Annotated in this window: 16 protein-coding genes and 1 tRNA gene; 5 read left to right on the forward strand and 12 right to left on the reverse strand. The window is 62.9% G+C overall.

The annotated features are described in order from the left end of the window. Positions 1-143 precede the first annotated feature (143 nt). Together AB1286_RS06830 and AB1286_RS06835 are read left to right on the forward strand one after the other, a co-directional pair. Entirely contained in the window at positions 144-2,495 is a 2,352-nt protein-coding gene (locus AB1286_RS06830; RefSeq protein WP_430362543.1) for a bifunctional diguanylate cyclase/phosphodiesterase, read from the forward strand. Positions 2,496-2,546: 51 nt separating this feature from the next. Continuing rightward, positions 2,547-3,812, forward strand: coding sequence for a chromate transporter (locus tag AB1286_RS06835; protein WP_430362544.1), 1,266 nt, complete (start codon positions 2,547-2,549; stop codon positions 3,810-3,812). Between the two features lie 24 nt (positions 3,813-3,836). Here AB1286_RS06835 and AB1286_RS06840 read toward each other — a convergent pair whose 3' ends face one another. From AB1286_RS06840 to AB1286_RS06865, 6 genes are all read right to left on the reverse strand, one after another. Continuing rightward, on the reverse strand, positions 3,837-4,355 hold the full coding sequence (locus tag AB1286_RS06840; protein WP_430362545.1) for a chromate transporter: 519 nt from the start codon (positions 4,353-4,355) through the stop codon (positions 3,837-3,839). Continuing rightward, positions 4,352-4,936, reverse strand: coding sequence for a chromate transporter (locus AB1286_RS06845; RefSeq protein ID WP_430362546.1), 585 nt, complete (start codon positions 4,934-4,936; stop codon positions 4,352-4,354). Before AB1286_RS06845 ends, AB1286_RS06840 begins: the two co-directional genes overlap by 4 nt. 112 nt (positions 4,937-5,048) lie before the next feature. Continuing rightward, positions 5,049-5,507, reverse strand: a complete 459-nt coding sequence (locus AB1286_RS06850; RefSeq protein ID WP_430365010.1) for a CopD family protein — start codon at positions 5,505-5,507, stop codon at positions 5,049-5,051. Positions 5,508-5,598: 91 nt separating this feature from the next. Continuing rightward, on the reverse strand, positions 5,599-7,914 hold the full coding sequence (gene parC, locus AB1286_RS06855; protein WP_430362547.1) for a DNA topoisomerase IV subunit A: 2,316 nt from the start codon (positions 7,912-7,914) through the stop codon (positions 5,599-5,601). Positions 7,915-7,979: 65 nt separating this feature from the next. Then, a complete protein-coding gene (locus AB1286_RS06860; protein WP_430362548.1) occupies positions 7,980-9,965 on the reverse strand; it encodes a DNA topoisomerase IV subunit B in 1,986 nt (661 codons plus the stop codon). Positions 9,966-10,271: 306 nt separating this feature from the next. After that, positions 10,272-12,209 carry an ATP-binding cassette domain-containing protein gene (locus AB1286_RS06865; RefSeq protein ID WP_430362549.1) on the reverse strand — a complete coding sequence of 646 codons (1,938 nt, stop codon included), beginning with the start codon at positions 12,207-12,209 and terminating at the stop codon, positions 10,272-10,274. Positions 12,210-12,424: 215 nt separating this feature from the next. Here AB1286_RS06865 and AB1286_RS06870 point away from each other — a divergent pair, with 215 nt between their 5' ends. Together AB1286_RS06870 and AB1286_RS06875 are read left to right on the forward strand one after the other, a co-directional pair. Beyond that, complete coding sequence (locus tag AB1286_RS06870) at positions 12,425-12,607, forward strand: rubredoxin (RefSeq protein ID WP_430362550.1); 183 nt, start codon at positions 12,425-12,427, stop codon at positions 12,605-12,607. A gap of 111 nt (positions 12,608-12,718) precedes the next feature. Continuing rightward, positions 12,719-12,793 (forward strand) — tRNA-Arg (locus AB1286_RS06875). A 214-nt stretch (positions 12,794-13,007) separates the two neighbouring features. On the opposite strand, the gene AB1286_RS06880 is transcribed toward AB1286_RS06875, so the two are convergent. From AB1286_RS06880 to AB1286_RS06905, 6 genes are all read right to left on the reverse strand, one after another. Then, a complete protein-coding gene (locus AB1286_RS06880; RefSeq protein ID WP_430362551.1) occupies positions 13,008-13,328 on the reverse strand; it encodes a putative quinol monooxygenase in 321 nt (106 codons plus the stop codon). A 116-nt stretch (positions 13,329-13,444) separates the two neighbouring features. Beyond that, on the reverse strand, positions 13,445-14,380 hold the full coding sequence (locus AB1286_RS06885; RefSeq protein WP_430362552.1) for a LysR family transcriptional regulator: 936 nt from the start codon (positions 14,378-14,380) through the stop codon (positions 13,445-13,447). Positions 14,381-14,549: 169 nt separating this feature from the next. Then, positions 14,550-14,903, reverse strand: coding sequence for a hypothetical protein (locus AB1286_RS06890; protein ID WP_430362553.1), 354 nt, complete (start codon positions 14,901-14,903; stop codon positions 14,550-14,552). Between the two features lie 105 nt (positions 14,904-15,008). Then, on the reverse strand, positions 15,009-16,268 hold the full coding sequence (locus AB1286_RS06895) for an MFS transporter (protein WP_430362554.1): 1,260 nt from the start codon (positions 16,266-16,268) through the stop codon (positions 15,009-15,011). Positions 16,269-16,382: 114 nt separating this feature from the next. Beyond that, the gene (locus AB1286_RS06900) at positions 16,383-17,537 is read right to left on the reverse strand and encodes an acyl-CoA dehydrogenase family protein (RefSeq protein WP_430362555.1); all 1,155 of its coding nucleotides are present in this window, start codon (positions 17,535-17,537) and stop codon (positions 16,383-16,385) included. Positions 17,538-17,597: 60 nt separating this feature from the next. Continuing rightward, on the reverse strand, positions 17,598-18,494 hold the full coding sequence (locus AB1286_RS06905) for an IclR family transcriptional regulator (protein WP_430362556.1): 897 nt from the start codon (positions 18,492-18,494) through the stop codon (positions 17,598-17,600). Positions 18,495-18,778: 284 nt separating this feature from the next. Here AB1286_RS06905 and AB1286_RS06910 point away from each other — a divergent pair, with 284 nt between their 5' ends. Beyond that, a complete protein-coding gene (locus AB1286_RS06910) occupies positions 18,779-20,002 on the forward strand; it encodes a CaiB/BaiF CoA transferase family protein (RefSeq protein ID WP_430362557.1) in 1,224 nt (407 codons plus the stop codon).

Here is a 20,002-nt window from a genome sequence, read left to right on the forward strand (position 1 = left end):
GGAATACCATTGCCGAAATCGTGCCCGGTGCGACGAACGTTTACCCGATAAACGGACGCTATCTTAATTTTTATCCATTCAGTAATATCCTCGATGAGGAACGTCTGCGGTATTCGAAGCCTTCCCAATCACTCACTGCCCCGATGAATTTCGCCCGGCTTCATTCCACGAGAGACACCCGCACGCGATCCAACGCCGCGGGCTCACGCCGTCGCGCCCTGATCGCGATCCCGGTGTTGGGCATACTCGTGCTTGCGCTGCTCTGGACGGTGATCTCCGCGCGGCTATCGGTCGAGCGCGACTCGACCTACCGGGAAGCGACGGCCTCGGCCGCGATCCTGTCCGCCGCGCTCGAGCAGCACACCGTCAAAGCCATCCACCAAGTCGACCAGATCACGCGCTTCGTCAAGTACGAATACGAGAAGAGCCCCGATCGTTTCGACCTCGCCAGCACGGTCGAGAAAGGCGTCGTGCAAAGCGATACGCTTGTCCAAGTATCGATCATCAACGAGCACGGCATCTTGATCTCGAGCACGGCCGAACCCAACCCGGCGCCGATCGACCTCTCCGATCGAGAGCACTTCAAAGTGCACGAGCACGAGAACGACGATCAGCTCTATATCAGCAAACCCGTACTCGGCCGCGTCTCGCATCAGTGGACGTTGCAGATGACCCGCCGCCTGAACCATCTCGATGGCTCCTTCGCGGGCGTCGTCGTGGTCTCCGAGGACCCGAGCTACTTCACGAGCGACTTCTATAACAACGCGGCGATCGGCAAGGACGGCGTCATCGCCGTCATCTCCGATAACGGCGCGGTCCTCGCGCGCCGCACCGGCGTCGCGCGCGATCCGGCCGGCGCGTTTTCCGCGAGCGGCACCTATCCGATCTCCGAGCATGTCTCGGGCACGCTGACCGATCCGATCGACCACGTCAAACGGATCGTCTCGTACCGGCATATCGACGGCTATCAGATGGGCGTGCTCGTCGGCCTATCGCAGGCCGAGGAGTTCGCCGACTACCACCATACGCGCAACGTCTACCTGTTGATGGCGGGCTTCATCTCGCTTGCGATGCTCGGTTTTTTCGCCGTCGCAACGGGCCTCATCGGCAAACTGCTCGGACGCGAGCGCGAAATGACGCACCTCGTCGAGTACGACTTGCTCACGGGCCTGCGCAATCGCTACGCGACCATGCAAAGCCTGCGGCAAGACGTGGGCGATCCGGCCAACGTCGGGCGGCTCGCCATCTTGTTCATCGATCTCGACAATTTCAAGACCGTCAACGACACGCTCGGGCACAACGCCGGCGACATCGTCTTGCAGATGACCGCCTCGCGCTTGTCCGATGCGGTCGGCGCGGCAGGTGTCCTCTCTCGCATCGGCGGGGATGAGTTCGTCGTGGTGCTCAAGGGCGGCGACGTCGAACGCCAGGCCGTGCAACTCGCGGAGAACGTCCGCGAAATCTTCGAGCATCCGTTCGACGTACGCGGCACCTCGTTCGTCTTGCATGCCAGCATCGGCATCGCCCTCTACTCGGTCGGCAGCGAGAGCGAAATCGACCTGCTCAAGAAGGCCGATCTCGCGATGTATAGCGCCAAGGACGCCGGCAAGAACTGCTACCAGTTTTATTCGCCGCACCTATCGCATCGCGCCGATCACCTGATGCAATGGGAACAGCAGTTGCGCGTGGCGCTAGCCGAGAACCAACTGTTCCTCGTCTACCAGCCGAAGATCGATCTGGCGCGCCGCTGCATCACCGGTTTCGAAGCGCTCGCGCGCTGGAACCATCCGCAACAAGGCGTCATCTCGGCGAGCGAGTTCATCCCCGTGGCCGAGTCGACAGGGCTCATCGTGCCGATCGGCGATTTCGTCATCGAAACGGCCTGTCGCCAACTCGCCGCATGGCAGCGCGACGGCTTCGAAACGCTTTCGCTCGCCGTCAACATCTCGGCAGTCCAGTTCTGGCGCGGCGATTTGTACGAAACGATCTCGCGCGCGATCGAGGAAACCGGCATCGCCGCTCATCGGCTCGAGCTCGAGATTACCGAGACGGCGATGATGGAGTACCCCGAACTCGTCTCGGAAAAAATCGTGGCGCTGAAGCGGCTCGGCGTCGGCATCGCACTCGACGATTTCGGTACCGGCTATTCGTCGCTGTCGTACTTGAACCGCTTTTCGGTCGACACGCTCAAGGTCGACCGCTCGTTCGTTCAAGCCATCCCGGCCGACCGCAGCGTATGCGTGATGGTGTCGGCAATCGTCAATCTGGCGCGCTCGCTCGGATTGACCGTCGTCGTCGAAGGCACGGAAACCGAGGAGCAGATCGCATGGCTTTCCGCGCTCGGCAACATTCAGGCGCAAGGCTTTTTGTTCTCGCGCCCGGTGCCCGCGGAAGGCATTCCCGCGCTTCTCGAACGCTTCGGCGTCTGCGACATGCACGAGCCGTTCGGGTCGTACGGCAAAAACCAGAAGAACACGAGCAAACAATCGGCATAAGCGCATCGGCCCCCATGCGGTCGGTGCTGGAGCGAACGGAAGGACCGATCGATGGGCGATGCCAGCACGCGCAGGAGACGCGCTTCGCGAGCGCCGCGCACCGCCCCTGCCGCTGAGCGAGAGGCGTATGTCGCGCACGCGCCCGATACCGGGCCCGAGCCGCTATGGGCGCTATTTCGCGTCGTCTGCGCGCTTTCGGCGCTCTCGTGGGGCGGGCTCGCGCTGATGGCACAACTCGAAATGCATTACGTGGCGCGCGAGCGCCGCTTCACCCAAGTCCAATTTTCCGATTTCGTCGCGCTCGCCTGGATGACCCCGGGCGCCGTGGGCTACAACGTGGCCGTGCAGGTCGGTTATGCGCTGCGCGGGCGCCTCGGTGCGTGCGTGGCCGGCATCGCCGCCGTCCTGCCGTTCTTTTGCACGATGACGACCTTGGCGACGTTCTACCATGCGTCGTTCATCCATGCGCTCGCCACGCCCGGTCTCATCGACCATTTCGCCGCCGTACTCGCCGTGCTCATCGGCATCACCTGGTACCGGCAGACCCGAGTCCTTGTGCACGAACCGATCGAATGGGGCGCGGCCGCCCTCGCCTGCGTCGTCCTGCTGACGATCCACGGCACCGCATCGTTTGTCTTGTTGCTCGCAGGCTCGTTCGCCGCCGGCTGGTTCGCGAGCCCCGCCCGCGGCGGCAAACTGCGGATTTCGCTGGGGCTGGCCGACAAGCTCATCGCGCTCGTGGTGCTCGCCTTGATCGCGCTATTCGCGGCACCATTGCCGCCGCAGTATGCTGGGCCCCTCATCTGGCCGCGCCTGGCCGGCGCCGGCATGACGTTGTTCGGCGGCGGATTCTCCGCGTTACCGGTACTCAAAGCGCTGTTCGAAACGCCGGCGGTCGGCGTCACCGCTCGCGAATTCACGCTCGCATTTGCGCTCTCGCCGATCTCGCCCGGCCCGCTGCTGAACGTCGTTCCGTTCCTCGGCTATCTCGTGCACGGCTGGGCCGGCGCGGTCGCGGCCACCTGCTCGCTGTTCGTACCGTCGGCGATCCTCATCGTATTCGCGCGCCGCCACTTGCATCGACTCGAGGAAAACGCGCGGTTCGAACACGGCATGCGCGTGCTGCGCGCATCGACAACGGCCTTCTTGCTCACCGCCGTCGTTCACATCGCCGAACATCTCCCTCGCGAACCCGCCGAACTCGTGACGTCCGTTTTCGCGTTCGTCTGCCTCGTGCGTCTCAAGCTACCTGTGTATGCCGTCTATGCCATCGTGGCTGCCATCTACGGGCTGGCGCGAGCGCTCGGCTACGCATGAACCCGAGCGCGGTGCCGGCACGTGCTACGCGTAACCGAGCACACCGATCAAGGCGCCTGCCGCGATCAGCCAAAGCGGATTGAGTTTCGTGCGCAACCCTACGGCAATCGTTGCGATCGTCAAAGCGATCGTCGGCACGGAATGGTCGGCGCCTCGAGCGAGGATGGCGCCCGTGGCCATGAGCAAGCCGATCGTCACGGGGGCGAGCGCCCGCCGGAACACGATCATCCAGCGCGCATCGCGGTGCGCCCCCGTGTAATGCTCGAATACGAGCGCGAAAACGGAAGACGGCCCGCACATCGCCAGTGTCGAAACGGCCGCTCCCGCAAGGCCCGCCGCCTGCCAACCGAAGAGCGCGACGAACAGCACATTGGGACCGGGCGACGCTTGAGAAATCGCGAACAGCGCCGCGAACGTCGTATCGTCGATCCAATGATTTTGCTCGACGAGAAAGCGATGCATTTCCGGCAGCACGGCCGTCGCCCCGCCGAACGCGATCGCCGATACGAGCGCGAAACGCCAAGCCAACTCGAGGAGAATCATCGCCGCGCCCTCCACTCGACCCAGAGCGCCGAGGGGATCAACACGAGCATCGCCCAACCGAGCGGCAATCGCACGATACCGACGGCGGTGAGCGACAGCAAACCGAAGATAAGCCCGCGTAGCGTGCGAGGCTGGCTTTGGGCGAGCTTGATACCCGTCATGAGGACGAGTCCGGCCGCCACAGCCATCATGCCGTGCAGCGCGCCTTGAACGGCGGGCAACGCGCCGAAGCGATGGTAAAGCGCGCCGAGCATAAGCACGATGACGAACGGCGCGCCGAGCAAACCGACGGCCGCGGCCAATGCCCCGCGTGCACCGCAAGCGCGATAGCCGACGATCACCGCCATATTGCAAATGTTGGGACCCGGGAGAATCTGCCCGATCGCGAGCAGCTCGGCGAATTCCCGGTCGTCGAGCCAACGGCGCCGGTCGACCAGCATGCGCCGCGCCCAAGGCATGACACCGCCGAAGCCGTAAAGGCTCATTTCGCCAAAGGTGCGCAAGAGCTCCGCCGGCGTGATGCGAGGAAGCGGCCTCGCATAGTCGTCGGACGCGCCGCTTGCGGGATCGGAGGGAATCATCGGCGGCTTACTCGTAAAGCCTCAAGTATCGTGCAATACCCTTGCAAATAGTCTGCCTGCAATCAACCGTAATGGTTGCGCACGCAACCGTCACTCGCTGCTCGAAACCCGCTCAAAACCCGCGCGAGAGCACGGCCGCGACGATCGTCGCCACGCCGAGGACGAGATTGACGAGCACGAGCCGGCGCATCGTATCGACGGCGCGCGCCCCGTCCGGCCAGCGTTGCGCCTGTACGGCGCGGCGGATGCGAGGGAAGACGGCGAAGCGGACGTGTCCGAAGATCATCATCATCACGACACCCAACGCGGCCATCAGATTGATCTGCCACGGCGCCTGCGCGCCGCCGAAGCGCGACATCAGAAAGCCACCCGAGATCAAGATCGCGATCACGGCGGCGCCGATCCAATTGAAGAACCGTCCGAACACCGCCTCGATCAGCGGCAAGCGCAACTGCGGCGAGACATCGGCCAAAGCGGGACGCAAACAAAAATGCGCGAACACCATGCCGCCCACCCAAACCGCGACGGCGGCTATATGCGCGAAGAGCGCAACGTCGATCGCGATCGACAAGGACATGAGATTCTCCAAGAACGTTCGTTCCAATCTGCGATGCTCATGCCGGGGCGAACCGCCATGCATGAGCATCGGACACGCCGACAAGTCAATCGAGTGCGGGCCGCAACGCGGTAATCTTCAGCCGCGTATCGGGTGCGCGACCGCGGCGGGCACGCTTACCGACGTGCGGTGCGAGCGCCGCGCCCGCAAGCCTTTCCTCTTGCGGCTTACCGCCGCGGCCGGTGCCCAACAGCACGACCCCGGCAGGCGCGATCGCCAATGCTTGCAGAAGCTTTTCACCGTCGTCCAGCCCCATCAAGATGATGCCGCGCCCACCGCCCGCGAGCGACTTCATTTCGTCGAGCCCGAATACGGCGAGACGCCCCCCGCTGGACAAGCAAGCGACTTGGCTCGCCTGCGGCACCACGGGCATCGGCGCCAGCGGCTGCGCGCCTTCGTCGATCGTCATGAACGCCTTACCCGCCTTGACGCGACTGACCATATCGCCGACGCGTGCAATGAAGCCATACCCGTTGCTCGACGCGAGCAAGAGCGGCTGGTCCGCACTCGCCGCGTAGTAGTGCATGAGATGCGTGCCCGCTTCGAGGTCGATGAACGACGTAACAGGCGCGCCGTCGCCGCGCCCGCCCGGCAGCATCGCCACGGCAACCGAGTACACGCGCCCCTTGCTGCCCCACGCGATCAGCGTATCGGGCGTACGGCATTGGAATGCCGCGTAAAGGCTATCGCCGTCCTTGAACGTAAAGCCGGCGGCATCGAGCCCATGGCCCTTGAGCGCACGCACCCACCCGCGTTGCGAGACGACGACCGTCACCGGCTCGTCGATCACGCGCGCCTCGAGCATCGCGCGCTTCTCTTGCTGAATCAGCGTGCGCCGTTCGTCGCCGTATTGCTTCGCGTCGCCCTCGATCTCCTTGATGATCAAGCGCTTCATCGACGACTCGTTCGCCAGCAGCTCTTCGAGCTTGGCCTTCTCTTCGCGCAGCGCCTCGAGTTCCTTCTCGATCTTGATCTTCTCGAGCCGGGCCAATTGGCGCAGCCGGATGTCGAGAATGTCGTCGGCTTGCCGCTCGCTCAGACCGAATGCGCTCATCAACGCCGCCTTCGGCTCGTCCGACTCGCGGATGATGCGGATGACCTCGTCGATGTTCAGGTAGACGATCATCCGGCCTTCGAGGATGTGGATGCGATCGTCGACCTTCGTCAGCCGATGGCGCGTACGGCGCGTGACCGTCGCGAAGCGGAATCCGATCCACTCTTGCAGGATTTCGGTGATGCCCTTTTGCCGTGGCCGCCCATCCCCGCCGATCATGACGAGATTCAACGCGGCGTTCGATTCCAAGCTCGTATGCGCGAGCAAGGCATTGATGAACTCGGTTTGCTCGAGGCGGCTCGACTTCGGCTCGAACACGAGGCGCACCGGCGCATCCTTGCCCGATTCGTCGCGCACCGCATCGAGCAGCGCCAGCATCGTCTGCTTCGTTTGCAGTTGCTCGGGCGTCAGCGACTTCTTGCCGAGCTTGATCTTCGGATTCGTCAGCTCCTCGATTTCCTCGAGCACCTTCTGACCCGACGTATTGGGCGGCAGCTCGGTGACGACGAGTTGCCACTGGCCGCGCGCGAGGTCCTCGATCTTCCAGCGCGCGCGCACCTTCAAGCTGCCGCGGCCCGTCTCGTAGGCGGCCGCGATTTCGGTTGCGCTCGAAATGATCTGACCGCCGCCCGGAAAATCGGGACCGGGCAAGAGCTCCATGAGCTCCGCATGCGAAATCTTCGGATGACGAATCATCGCCACCGCCGCCGCAGCCACCTCGCGCAGATTGTGCGAAGGAATCTCGGTCGCCAAACCGACCGCGATGCCCGATGCGCCGTTAAGCAGCAGGAACGGCAGACGAGCCGGCAAAAGCTTCGGCTCTTGGAATGAGCCATCGTAGTTCGGCGCGAAATCGACGGTGCCTTCCCCGATTTCGTCGAGCAGCAGCTTTGCGATCGGCGTTAAGCGCGCTTCGGTGTAACGCATCGCCGCCGCGCCGTCTCCGTCGCGCGAACCGAAGTTGCCTTGGCCGTCGATCAGCGGATAGCGCATCGAAAAATCTTGCGCCAAGCGAACCAGCGCGTCGTACGCCGATTGATCGCCGTGCGGATGGTACTTACCGAGCACGTCGCCCACGACGCGGGCCGACTTGACCGGCTTCGCATCGGCAGCCAGGCCCATTTCGTTCATCGCGAACAGAATGCGGCGTTGCACGGGCTTTTGTCCGTCGCAAACGTCGGGCAGCGCACGGCCCTTGACCACGCTCACCGCGTAGTCCAGATAAGCGCGCTCGGCATAATGGCCGAGCGTCAGCGACTCGCCGTCGGGCGCGGCGGCCGGTGCGAACAGATCGTCTTGTTGATCCATCGAGAATAATGTCCGTGTTCAGGAGACGCTAGAAGAAGTGGGCGCCTACAAGTCGTTGTCTTGCGTCAGATATCGGCTTCGACTTCGTTGCCTTTCTCTTCGAGCCAGCTGCGACGCGCCGCCGCCTCACCCTTACCCATCAGCATGGTCATGCGCGACACCGTGCCTTCGTATTCCAGTTCGCCGAGCGCAACAGGCATAAGCCGCCGCGTGTCGGGGTTCATCGTCGTATCCCAAAGTTGCTCGGCGCTCATTTCGCCGAGGCCCTTGAAGCGGCTGATCGACCACTGCGTCTCGCGCACGCCGTCCTTGCGCAGCTTATCGAGCGTGGCCTCGAGCTCGCCTTCGTCGAGCGCGTAAAGCTTCTGCGCGGGCTTCTTGCCGCGAGCGGGCGCATCGACGCGAAACAGCGGCGGCCGCGCGATGCAAACGTGCCCGCGTTCGATCAGCTGCGGGAAGTGCTTGAAGAACAGCGTCAGCAGCAACACTTGGATGTGCGCGCCGTCGACGTCCGCGTCCGAGAGGATACAAATCTTGCCGTACCGCAGATTCGAGAGATCGACGTTGTCGTCCGGGTTGTGCGGATCGACGCCGATCGCCACCGAGATGTCGTGCACCTCGTTGTTGGCGAACAAGCGGTCGCGCTCCGTCTCCCAGGTGTTGAGCACCTTGCCGCGCAACGGCAGAATCGCTTGAAACTCCTTGTCCCGGCCCATCTTCGCCGAGCCGCCGGCCGAATCGCCCTCGACGAGGAAGAGCTCGTTACGAGAAATGTCGGTCGATTCGCAGTCGGTCAGCTTGCCGGGCAACACGGCGACGCCCGAGCTCTTGCGCTTCTCGACCTTTTGCCCGGCCCGCGTGCGCGCCTGCGCTTGCTTGATGACGAGTTCGGCGAGCTTCTTGCCGTGCTCGACGTGCTGATTGAGCCACAATTCGAGCGCCGGGCGCGCGAACGACGATACGAGCTTGACGGCGTCGCGGCTGTTCAGACGCTCTTTGATCTGCCCTTGGAATTGCGGATCGAGCACCTTCGCCGACAGCACGAACGACACCCGCGCAAACACGTCCTCGGCCAACAGCTTCACGCCCTTCGGCTGAAGATTATGCAGCTCGACGAAACTCTTGACCGCTTGAAAGAGCCCGTCGCGCAAGCCCGACTCGTGCGTGCCGCCCGCGGGGGTCGGGATCAGATTCACGTAGGATTCGCGTTGCAGCGGCCCCTCCTCGCTCCAGGCGACGACCCACGCCGCGCCTTCGCCTTCGGCAAATGAATCTTCGCTTGTCCGCGTGCTATCCGCGTAGCGCTCGCCTTCGAAGAGCGGAATCAACAACTCGCTGCCGGCCATGCCCTCGAGCAAGTAGCCACGCAGGCCGTCGTCGTATTTCCAGCTTTGACGCTCGCCCGATTTTTCGTTGACGAGCACGACCTCGACGCCCGGCAGCAGCACGGCCTTCGAGCGCAACAGGCGCTGAAGCTCACCGAGCGGCAGATTGGCCGAATCGAAGTATTTCGGATCGGGCAGCGCCGTCACGCGTGTACCCGTGCGCTTTTCGCCTCTCTCGACGGCGCGCACGGTCAACGGGCGGATGACGTCGCCATGCGAGAACCCGACTTGCGCGACCTTGCCGTCGCGCCAGACCGTCACGTCTAGCCGCGACGACAAAGCGTTCGTCACCGAAACGCCGACGCCGTGCAAACCGCCGGAGAACGTATAGGCGCCGCCGGCCGCCTTATCGAATTTGCCGCCGGCGTGCAGGCGCGTGAAGACGATCTCGACGACGGGCACGCCTTCGTCGGGATGCAAGCCGAAGGGAATGCCGCGCCCGTCGTCCTCGACGGAGACCGACTGATCGGCATGCAACGTGACGGTAATCTGGCGGCCGTGACCGCCCAGTGCTTCGTCCGATGCGTTGTCGATGACTTCTTGAATGATGTGCAGCGGATTCTCGGTGCGCGTGTACATGCCCGGCCGCTGTTTGACCGGCTCGAGCCCTTTGAGCACCTTGATTGAGGCCTCGCTGTATGCGGCGCTTGGCTTTTTCGTGGACATGGTCTCGTGTTGGTCGTTGTCCACAGCGCGTGTGGATATCCGCGTGGACAAAGCGTTGAAAGTTCAAAAAAAGCGAATCGAATCAGCGCAGCGGCCGGCATGCCCGCAAAGCGAGCGTGGCCGGCGCCGCCGAATGCGCGTCCGCCGTAGTCGCGCCGTATTTTACTGGTTTCGTTTCATGCGGCAATTCGTTGAAGCGGTCACCCGCCGGGCGGCGCCCCGCGGGACGGCCATTTCGCCGAGCCGCAGAGGACGGCCATTTCGCCGAGCCGCAGAGCGCGCGGCGGCCCGCGGCCGCCATGGAAACTACTTGCGCTTGGCCTCGAGCGCCTCCCAGCGTTCGAGGGCGGCCAGCAATTCGTCGTCGATCGCGGCGTAGCGCTCCGTCAGGCGGGCGCCTTCCTTGGCGTCGCGCGCGAAAATCGAGCCATCCTCGAGTTGGGCCCCGATCGACTTTTGCTCGGCTTCGAGCGCGGCGATCGTCTCGGGCAGCGCTTCGAGCTCGCGCTGCTCCTTGAACGAAAGCTTGACCGTGCGCTGCGCGTTGCGTCCGGCGGCGCTTTCTTTCGGTGCAGCCTCGCGCGGCTCGGCCTTGGGCGCGTTTTTGGCGGCGGCCTCTTGGGCGAGCCGCTCGGCCCGCGCGCTTTGCGTCTGCCAATCGGTGAAGCCGCCGACATACTCGCGCCAAACGCCGTCGCCTTCGGCTGCGATCACGGACGTGACGACGTTGTCGAGGAACGCGCGATCGTGGCTGACGAGCAGTACCGTACCGTCGTAATCGGCCAGCAGCTCTTCGAGCAACTCCAAGGTCGGAATATCGAGATCGTTCGTCGGCTCGTCCAGCACCAGGACGTTCGCGGGCCGCGCGAACAGCCGAGCCAGCAACAGCCGATTGCGCTCCCCGCCCGATAACGACTTGACGGGCGAGCGTGCGCGCTCCGGGGCGAACAGAAAGTCGCCGAGGTAGCTCATGACATGCTTACGCGTGCCGTTCACCTCGATCCAATCGCTGCCCGGGCTAATCGTATCGGCCAAGCTCTTTTCCTGATCGAGCTGCGCGCGCATCTGATCGAAATAGGCCACTTGCAGGTTCGTGCCCACCCGAACGGTGCCTTCATCGGGCGCGATTTCGCCGAGTATGAGCTTGAGCAGCGTCGTCTTGCCCGCGCCGTTCGGACCGATGAAGCCGATTTTGTCGCCACGCATGACCGTCGTCGAAAACCGATCGACGACCGTGCGTTCGCCGTAGCGCTTCGTCACGTCGGTGAGTTCGGCGACGATCTTGCCGGAGCGCTCGCCCTGGCCGACATCGAGCTTGACGTTGCCCTGAACGTTGCGGCGCTCGGCGCGCTGGTTGCGCATCTCGACGAGCCGCGCGATGCGCCCGACGCTGCGCGTACGGCGCGCCTCCACGCCCTTGCGTATCCACACTTCTTCCTGCGCTAGCAGTTTGTCGAACTTCTCGTTCTCGATGCGTTCCACTTCCAGCTGCTGCGCCTTGCGTGTTTGATAGGCCGAGAAATTGCCCGGATACGACAACAACCTGCCGCGGTCCAGTTCGACGATGCGGGTAGCGACGCGATCGAGGAATGCGCGATCGTGCGTGATGAAGAACAGCCCGGCACGCGAATTCACGAGCAACTCCTCGAGCCAGCGGATGCCGTCGAAATCGAGGTGGTTCGTGGGCTCGTCGAGCAGCAAGACATCGGGATCGACGACGAGCGCCTGCGCGAGCGCAACCCGTTTCTGCATGCCGCCCGACAGCGCACCGACACGCGCTTCGCCGTCGAGATTCAACTGCGCGATCGTTGTGGAGACGCGCGTGCGCCAGTTCCAGGCGTTGGCCGCATCGAGCGCCGACTGCAATGTGTTCATGCGCGCGAGCAGCGCATCGTGCTGCTCGCCTTCCGGCGTATCGGCGAGCGCATGGGCGACGGCGTCGTATTCGTCGAGCGACGCGCGCATTTGCGTCAACCCGGCCGCGACGGTATCGAATACCGAGGCTTGCGGATCGAACTCGGGCTCTTGCGGCACGTAGACCGTGGACAGGTCTTGCTGACCCGTGACGAGCCCGTCGTCCGGGTGCATCAGGCCGGCGACGATCTTGAGCAGCGACGATTTGCCGGCGCCGTTGCGCCCGATGAGCCCGACGCGTTCGCCGGCCTCGAGCGAGAAGTCGGCGTGATCGAGCAAGGCGACGTGGCCGAACGCGAGCTGCGCATCGACGATGGAATAAAGCGACATGAAGGAGCGCGCCTGCGAAAAATCGAAACATCCATTGTACCGGCCGCCGGGCGCGGGCCGGCATGTGCTGGCCGTTCGGTCTACCGGAGGCCGTTTGGGACCCCAACAGCGGCATCGGAAAAAGAGTGCGACAATTCGCCTCGCCGTCGAAACGCCGCAAGGCAACCCGGCGGCGCTAAGGTAGCGACTTTTTGAGATGAACTAGGTAGAACGCTGTGAGCGACGTTATCGAGTACAAGAGCTGGGTCTGCGTGATTTGCGGGTGGGTGTACAACGAAGAGGAAGGGCTGCCGGACGAGGGGATTGCCCCGGGCACGCGTTTCGCGGATATCCCGGACGATTGGCGGTGCCCGCTGTGCGACGTGAGCAAGGGCGAGTTCGCCGCCGTGGAATTTTGAGATCTAGCGCGCGCATGGAACCGTGCGCGCGATTGCGATAGGCAACCGGCCGGGCTTTGATATACTCTGCGCGCGCCGGCGCATCCGGGCTCACCGCCCGGTCAGCGGATCCTCCCCGTAGTTCAATGGATAGAACAAGTGCCTCCTAAGCGCTAGATACAGGTTCGATTCCTGTCGGGGGGACCATCATCGATCCCGCGCCGTCTCCCAATCTTCCGAGAAGTCTCGCTCCCCCATTGTCCGGCGGGGCCTGCGGCTGCCCAATGCCCGAGGCAAGCACGCTCGGTTGGGGGCATCATTGGGCAGCCACCGCAGTACATCCAACGGCCGCGGCCCCGAAGCCCCGCTAAACGCACCTCGACGCGGCAAGCGCGCCGCGCCGGATACGCGATCGGCCAAATCAAGCCGACCGAATCGCCGCTTGGTCGGAATGCATGCTTAGGTAGTGCATCTCGATATCACCTACCAGTAATTGCTCCTTGTCCTTCACGAGGCGTTGTAGCGGCTCTGTCTGGAAGTGCAAATCGAGATCGGCCTGCGACCTCCAGTTTTCATACATACACCACACGGCAGGGTCGGTGTTGCTGCGATGAAGGTCGTAGTTCAGGCAACCGATCTCTTTGCGCGAAGGCTCGACCAGTTCCATCAAGCGGCGGCCGAGCTCCTCCTCAGCACCGGGTTTGGCACGCAGGAAGGCGACAACGGTAAGTTGTTCAGACATGGATTTCTCCGGTGAGGTAAGGATGGATTTGCTGGGTACCGAGCAGGTGCAACTCTAACGATCGAGGCCGGACTGAGGAACGAACCGGCGGTAGCACGCGCCACAACCGAAAGTTGTCATGCCGCCATGCTGTCTCCGCCTTGCGGCAGGTGGTAGGCGGCACTCCCGCGTAGCCGAGCCAGCGCGAAGTCGACAAAGAGTCGTACTCGCCGCGGCATGGCGTTTCGGCGAGGGTAATAGAGGTAAAGCGCCTGCGGTGCGCATACATGCTCCGGTAGCAGCAATTGGAGCCGGCCGGCCAGCAGGTGAGGAACCGCGTTGAGACTGTCGATCTGCCCGATCCCGATACCGGCTAATACCGCCTCCAGTTCGCTCTGAGTGTCATTGACGCTAAAGACCGCCGACGGCACGAACGTCCCCGTAGCACCGCGGCGCCGTACCGTCCAGGGACAGATGCGTCCGGTGGTGCTTAGGCGGAACGCAGTGCAACGATGCGCTTGCAAGTCGTCCAGTGTTTGCGGCGTACCGTGTCGCGCAAGATAGTCGGGTGACGCGCAGATGAGCAATTGCAGCGGAAAGAGCTTTCGTGCCACCACCTCTCCCTCCGGCTGGGCGCCGGCCCGGAAACCCAAGTCGATACGGTGTTTGGCCAAGTCGGTGAATTCGGCCGAGAGCACGAGTTCGATTTCGATACGGGGATGGCTTTGCATGAACTCTGCCAACAGCGGCAGCAGCGCACGGCGCGCGACCGGGCCGTCGGCCGTGATGCGCAGCAGCCCGGCTTCGTCCGCGTGGACCGCCTTCGTGGCGGACAGTGCCTGAGTCAGCGTATCGAGCACCGGACGTATAGTCGCCAGGAGGCGCTCGCCCTCCTGCGTGAGCGTGCATTGCCGGGGGCTGCGGTGAAACAACCGCACCTCCATGTGCTGCTCCAATTGCCGAATCGATTTACTGACTGCTTGAGGCGTGAGGCCGTGTTGAAGCGCCGCGCGGTTGAAGTTGCCGCACTCGACGACGGCCACAAACATGGACAGCGCGCGAAAAGAATCCATACGCGGATTGATGTGAACGATGAACGATGCCACCCAGCCCTGCCGCGCCGACCGCGGCATCCGCCAAGAGGAGCGCAGTTTAGCGCGGGAGGCTCGTTGCACGCAGGCAAGCCCACATCACGCGTGTCGCCGGGCGCAAGCCAATACGCACGACACTACCGACATCGCATCAAAGCTCCGCGTCGGCTTGGGCGCGAGCTTGATGGGGGCCTGCCGGGAACGAAGTGCCCGCCTCCTTGTACCGTTGGGCGTCCAGTAAGCCCAATCCGCGACGTTCGGCATTGTCTTTCGCCACGCGGATCGCCCGGTCAAAGCTGTCTTCGCTGGCAACACAGCGCCGGTCCACATTTACGATCCAATTGTTGAAACAGTAGCGCCATTTGATTCGGCGCTCTTCCAACATGACTGCGAACCAACGCCAAAGAGCAGCGTCGGCCGCATTGGCCTGCGCTGCCGCTTCGATTCGCGCTTGTTGCATCGCGTCCATGACAAAACCTGGAACTCTCATTCTCCCGTCATGCATGTCGTCGACATCGCATCCGAACTACCTCGGCACCCGCGGCAAACCGCACACCGTGCGCGCGAAACGAACATCGGGCGAGGCGACAAGATACCTCTACGGAAATCGTCACGCTCGCTGCGGATCGTAAAGCTTTTCCTTGATGAAAAGCGCCGGCACCAGCCCGCAAAGGAAGTAGGCACCGCCCATCACCAAAAAGCCCAAACCAATGGTGCCTCCCGTCGCCAGCCATCCGATCGCGGCGGGGGCGATCGCTGCGCCGGCACGGCCGACGTTGTACGCGCCGCCAACCGCCGATCCGCGAATCCGTGCCTCGAAACTCTCGGTCATATACGTCGCGTTCACACCGTAGGGCATGCCGTACAGAAGCCCAAAAACCGTCATCAAGTACGCAATATTCCCCGGCGTGTGCCATAGCACGATCACCGGCAAAAACACCGCCGAGCCGAAGGCACCGAATGCGAATACCGCCCGTCGCCCGAATTTGTCCGCGAACCAGCCCGCCACCACCTTACCGAGAATCATCGCGACGTAAGTGCCCACCATATAGCTCGTCATCGACGAGAACTTCAGATGAAGCTCCTTCTCCAGATAAGTGGGCATCCAATTGCTGACGCCGTAGTACCCGAATTGCAGCAACCCCGCCGTCATCGACCAGAGCACGAACATGCGACGATTCACAGGATCGCTGAACACGAGCTTCATCGCGCCGCCACGCTTTTGCTTGCCGTCGGCCCCGTCACGGCGACGCGTGCCGCGCGACGCGACATAGCTTTGCGGCTCGGGCACGACCCGCTGCATCGTCAACGCGAGCAAGACAGGAATGATCGAAACGAAAAACAGATAACGCCAACCCAAAGCAGGCAAGATCCACCCGGCCAAAATGGTGGCGACCAAATAGCCGACCGACCATCCCGCCTGCAACGTACCGAGAATGGTGGTGCGCGATTTCGTCGGCGAATACTCGGCCATCAACGTATTGCACGCGACATACTGGGCACCCAGCCCAAGCGACGCGATAAAGCGAAAGACGGCGAATTGCACGAAATTCTCCGTGAAGCCAAGCGCCGCCGTCCCCAACGAAAAAAGTGCGATGGTCCACGCAACAGTACGCACACGCCCGAACCGGTCGCACGCCCAGCCGCCGTAAATCCCCCCGATCGCCATGCCCGCCAGCGTAATACTGCCAAGCGTGCCCGCTTCGACATTCGAAAGCCCGAACTCGCGTTTCAAACTGGAGAGGCTATAGGACAAGAACATCAAGTCCGCCCCATCGACCATCAAACCCAAAAACGCAAAAGCGAACGCCGCGATCCATATGCGATCGTGCGCGATCAAGCCTCGCCGGCTCAGCGAATCGATTTCCATTTGTTCTCCTCCATCGGGCAAAAATGCTCGGCAAGCGCTCTGCGGCGCCGTTACGCCAAACGATGAACGGTGACGGGCACCGTACTCCTGACTATCTCAATCGAAGCGCGCGGATCAAAGACTCGCGTTGCGCATCATGTCGCGCGCAATGACAAGTTGCTGAACCTGAGTCGTGCCTTCGTAAATGCGAAAGAGACGCACGTCGCGGTAAAACCGCTCGACGGCATATTCCGAGACATACCCCGCCCCGCCGTGAATCTGCACGGCGCGATCGGCGACGCGCCCGCACATCTCCGATGCAAACAATTTGCAGCACGACGCAAGGGTGGCAACGTCCTCGTTCTCGTCGCGTCGACGGGCCGCATCGAGCACCATCGATCGCGCGGCGTAGATTTCCGCGCGGCTGTCGGCCAGCATCGCCTGGATCAGTTGAAACTCCGCGATCGGTTTGCCGAACTGTTGCCGCTCCAGCGCGTAACGCAAGGCATCGTCGAGCATGCGCTCGGCAGCCCCGACACAAATGGCCGCGATGTGCAGGCGCCCTTTGTCGAGCACTTTCATTGCCGTCTTGAAGCCGACACCTTCGATGCCGCCGATCAGGTTTTGCGCAGGTACGCGGCAATTTTCAAAGATGACGTCGCATGTGTGCGCACCGCGCTGCCCCATCTTCTTGTCGACTTTGCCGAGCGACAAACCCGGGGTTCCCTTTTCGACGATGAAGGCGGAGATTCCGCCCGCGCCTTTGATATCGGGATTCGTTCGGGCCATCACGGTGAAGATCCCGGCCTCCGGCGCATTGGTGATGAAGCGCTTTGTGCCGTCGATGACATAGTGATCGCCGACGCGCACGGCACGGGTACGCAAGGATGCGGCGTCGGAGCCCGAGCCCGGCTCCGTCAGCGCGAACGAGGCAATGAGTTCGCCCGACGCGAGCCTCGGCAGATAGTGCTGCTTTTGATCCACCGTCCCGTCGATAATGAGCCCTTGGGACCCTATCCCCACATTCGTGCCGAACAGCGACCGAAAGCACGGCGAAGTCCGCGCAATTTCGAACGCCACCAGAACTTCCTCTTCCATCGTGAGCCCGAGGCCCCCGTACTGCTCCGGAATGGACAGGCCAAACAGACCCAACTCGCGCATCTCGCCCACGATATCGGCGGGGATTTCATCTGTCTGCGCCACGTGCTCTTCGGCAGGCACGAGCCGCTCGCGCACGAAGCGCGAAATCGCGTCCAGAAGAAGGTTGAGGGTTTCATCGTCACGGATCATCTGCAATTCCCGATTTCACAACATTCGCAACGGGCGCTCCGTTCGCGCGCCGTTTTCCAGTCATCGCCGCCCTAAGGCGGCACCCAAACGATTCACGAGATCCACTAGGCGGGGGCCCAGATCCTCCTCCAGCGTCTCGCGGCTCATCACGAACGCCGGTCCGCCGCAATTGAAAGCCATACGTGTGCCGTCGGGCGCCGTGAACGGGACGCCGACGGCCGCGATGTCCTTGTCCCAATCGCCCGCGGAAAGGCAGAAGCCGCGTTCCTCGTAATCCTTCACGGCCTGAACGATGCCGCGCTCGATGCGCGGCCAATTCGCTTCGTCGTGCGCACGCACGTGTTCGAGCACCTCGTTGCGCTCAGCCTCGGAGGCCGCGGCCAGATACGCCCGTCCCATCGACGTGGTGGCGAGCGGCAAGCGAACGCCCACGCTTCGCATCACGGTGATCGGGGCGCTGCTACGCACCCATTCGATGTAGACCACCGAAAGGCGATCGCGAACCCCGATGGCCACCGACGCCCTCGCGTACTCCGCGAGTTCTTGCATGAACGGGCGCGCGACATCGCGAATATCCAAATTCGACAGCATCGAATAACCGAGCGAAAGCACACCCGTGCCAAGGCTGTATTTACCGAGCGCTTCCGAGTAACGCAGATACCCGAGCTTGGCGAGCGTGCCGGCCAATCGCGCCACCGTCGCTTTCGGCAAACCCGCGCGCCGCGCAAGCTCCGACAACCCCAAGTAGCGCTCGCGCGGCTCGAAACATCGCAGTACCTCGAGGCCCCTCGCCAAAGCGGTCACGAACTGCCGGTCGGTAGCAGCCTCCTCGTCGAAGCGCGCGATGTCGCGCTGCTCGCTGCGCGACTCCGACGACCCCACCGCACGCTTGATCTTTGGCACCGCTGCACCCCGCTCTTGCTCGTCCGAGCCTTTGGTTTTGCCGAATCCTGTCATGGTGAAAATCTCCGTGTCAAACATTTCTCGATTTCGGTTCGCATAGCGGATCGATCGATGAATCTCCGATATTCCGCTGATCAAAGCGCAAACACCGTATAAGGATTTGCACTCAATGGCTTATGAAATGAGAATCCATTTATTTGAACGAGGCACCGTTTACATTCGATCGGCGCTTCGATAGTGTGCGTGTAGAACCGAATTCTACCTCTCTGGTTCGCATAGCGGACCGAACCGACCCATTCAGCCGCTAAGCGAATCACCTTCAACTTCAGGATGTCCCCATGCACGGAGCACTCTCCCATCTTCGCGTTCTCGATCTGTCTCGCGTCTTGGCCGGCCCTTGGGCAAGCCAGACGCTGGCAGATCTCGGTGCCGAGGTAATCAAAATCGAACGCCCCGTCACGGGAGACGACACGCGAGCCTGGGGGCCGCCTTACTTGCATGACGGCGAGGGCAACCCGACCGGCGAATCGGCCTATTTCCTCGCGGCGAATCGCGGCAAGAAATCGGTCACGCTCGACATCGCGACGCCCGAGGGCCAAGCGATCGTGCGCAAGCTGGCGCAGCAAAGCGACGTGTTCATCGAGAACTACAAGGTGGGGGACATGGCCCGCTACGGGCTTGCCTACAACGATCTGCGCGAGATCAATCCGCGCTTGATCTACTGCTCGATCACGGGCTTCGGACAAGACGGGCCGCTCGCGCAATGGGCCGGCTACGACTTCATCGTTCAAGCGATGGGCGGTTTGATGAGCATCACGGGCGAGCGCGATGCGCTGCCGGGCGGGGGGCCGCAAAAGGTGGGCGTCGCATTCGCCGATTTGATGACCGGCATGTACGCGACGGTCGCGATCCTCGCCGCGTTGGCCCATCGCACCGAGACGGGCGACGGCCAATATATCGACATGGCGCTCTTCGACGTGCAGGTTGCCGCCTTGGCGAACATGAACCTGAACTACCTCGTTTCCGGAAAGACGCCGCGGCGGCAAGGCAATGCGCACGCGAACATCGTGCCCTACGAGGCCTTCGACGCCCAAGACGGAAAAATCGTATTGGCCGTCGGCAACGACAGCCAGTTCCGCAAATTCTGCGAAATCGCGCAATGCGCGCATCTCGCGTGCGACCCGCGTTTCGCGACGAATACGGCGCGCGTGACCCACCGCGAAACGTTGGTCCCGCTCATACGCGAGATCTTGGCCACGCGCACGATCGAACAATGGGTCACGCCCCTTGCCGCGGCGGGCGTGCCTTGCGGTCCGGTCAACGACATTGCTCAGACGTTCGCCCATCCGCAGGTTCGGCACCGAGGCATGAAGGTGGATTTGCCCCACGCGCTTTCGGGTACGGTCCCCTCCGTGGCGAATCCGATCAAGATGTCGCGCTCGCCGATCCGATATACGAGCGCGCCGCCGACACTGGGGCAGCACACCCAAGACGTCTTGCAAGCGCTGTGCGGAATCGGCGGCGAAGAACTCGATGCGTTGCGGCGCGGGGGCGTCGTCTAA

This window comes from Trinickia sp. NRRL B-1857, from assembly GCF_050470685.1.
GTDB lineage: Bacteria > Pseudomonadota > Gammaproteobacteria > Burkholderiales > Burkholderiaceae > Trinickia.